The sequence below is a fragment of the Methanohalophilus sp. WG1-DM genome, from assembly GCF_004104135.1.
Taxonomy (GTDB): domain Archaea; phylum Halobacteriota; class Methanosarcinia; order Methanosarcinales; family Methanosarcinaceae; genus Methanohalophilus; species Methanohalophilus euhalobius.
In genome coordinates this window covers 1-1,869 of sequence record NZ_RRBA01000029.1, presented here as the reverse complement: position 1 = coordinate 1,869, position 1,869 = coordinate 1, and the positions used below count along the sequence as shown (strand labels likewise).

General features: G+C 38.2%; 4 protein-coding genes. 2 read left to right on the top strand and 2 right to left on the bottom strand.

Going from position 1 to position 1,869, the window contains the following annotated elements; genetic code table 11:
- Positions 1–205 (bottom strand): flavodoxin family protein (locus CI957_RS10210; RefSeq protein ID WP_164909094.1); only part of this gene is annotated, 205 nt, incomplete at its 3' end.
- A 68-nt stretch (positions 206–273) separates the two neighbouring features.
- On the bottom strand, positions 274–513 hold the full coding sequence (locus CI957_RS10205; RefSeq protein ID WP_128754790.1) for an MTH865 family protein: 240 nt from the start codon (positions 511–513) through the stop codon (positions 274–276).
- Positions 514–702: 189 nt separating this feature from the next.
- Between CI957_RS10205 and CI957_RS10200 the strand changes: the two genes are divergently transcribed.
- Positions 703–1,455 carry a helix-turn-helix domain-containing protein gene (locus CI957_RS10200; protein ID WP_128754789.1) on the top strand — a complete coding sequence of 251 codons (753 nt, stop codon included), beginning with the start codon at positions 703–705 and terminating at the stop codon, positions 1,453–1,455.
- A 320-nt stretch (positions 1,456–1,775) separates the two neighbouring features.
- Positions 1,776–1,869: flavodoxin family protein (locus CI957_RS10195; protein WP_342764922.1), on the top strand; the 94-nt coding region annotated here is incomplete at its 3' end.

Below are 1,869 nucleotides of genomic sequence, written 5' to 3'. Positions count from 1 at the left end.
CTTTTTCTGCCAAAGCAATGCCGTCGTCTTTAATTACACAGACATTCGTTTTTACACAGCCCAGGCAAGCCTTACAGGGAGCAACAGTATAATCAATAATCTTGACAAATTCGTATTCCATGCCTGTTGCTTCAAGGGCTGCTTTTAGAGCACGATCAGCATTACTGTTTTTGATAGGGGAACCTGATACACCAAGAATTTTCATTATTATTCACTCCTATTGACAATCAGCTTGTAAACACCTTAAGTGTTCTTTGCAAAAGGGTGTGGGTATTACAACCCAGCCCTTTCAACGAGGGTGTCAGCGATTTGCTTTGCACTCTCAATTGGGAAGTCTTCTGGTGTAAGAAGTGCACCTGCTTCTCCTGCGGTAATCTCGACATCTCCTGCTTTACATTTAGTGTCTGCACCAGCAGGCATTGCTGCAAGAAGATCTTCAGGTGAGTTAATAGGGAAAGATGCATCTGCAAGTGCTCCAACGATCTGGGAATGGATTTCTTCTTTTACGTTCATTTTGTTTTCTCCTTTATGGTTTTTATGTGGTTCCATATTCTTTGGAAGATTTGAACCACAGTAGATAATTGATAGTTATTCATATATACTTAATCGGCATTACAATGACTCTTGTATAGTGGAGTAACTCCTATGACCTTTAAGGTTTTACTAGAAACCCTTATAAGCAATGTGTGAAAATTCTATATTATGAACAATAATTGCGAATCCGAACTCGAAGATATAAGGGAAAAGCTTGATGATATCTACAGAGAAGTCAGATCGTTTACTGAAGACACCAGCAGGCAACATCTTGAATCCATTCTGGCATTTGTAAGAAGTGATTATTCTGATGCTATGGAAAAACACCTTGTTGCCGATGCAGAAATTGGACTTTCTAAAAACATGGTCAAGAAATGTGAGCGTCTTGATCAATGCCGATCAATTTTCACAGATATGTTACAGAAAAATGCAGCTCTTATCAAACAGCCCTCTGTTGATAGTGGACTTATTGATAAGAAACGTGTTGAGATCAAGACTTTAAGGAAAGGCATGCCTTATGGTAAGTGTGACATCTGCTTTTCTGAGGCAATCGACCTTTTTGAAAAACAGGTCAGCCTTATGCAGTCCCTGAGGACATATGATACAAATAAAGATAAGAAGGAGGACATCTCGCTTATTCCAGCACAATCAGCTATCGATGACGTGCTCGATCCCTTGTGCCACAAAAAACGTTTCGAAATTTTAAAAGCAGTCTGCGGTCAGTCAATGAGTTTTTCTGCTTTTTCTAAGCTCACAGGTCTTCGGGGAGGAAACCTTTTGTTTCATCTTCAGAAGCTCCTGGATAGCGGGCTGATCATACAGCAACATGAGAGGGGTGATTACATGATTACAGGTAAAGGGTTTAGGATAATGGAAGGTATTAGCGCTATATATTTTTCTATCATTCCTGAGGACAATTAAGCTTTCTGGAATAATTGTAGAGGGCCAAATTCAGGAATCCTGTCTTGTAGAAGTTCATGGGGTCTAATCCCACTCCACATACCTGCTTTTTTTTAAGCGATACCGGTGAATCTATTTTTTGTATGGGTTATGGTTGATTCATGAATATTCGGCTTTTATAGTACTAGCACTCAAAAATTCTCCTGATTTCATAAATCTACATTTTTCTTATATGCATGAGTTACTATTCTGTATCGAAAACGACAAAGAGGCATTTTACTAACCCATAACTATATAGAATAGCGACAAGTAATATTTTTAATAATGATAGGAGGAATTATATGAAAACATTAGTAACATATATGTCACAGACAGGAAATACAAAGAAAATAGCTGAAGCAATATATGAGGAAATTACCGGTGAGAAGGATATCA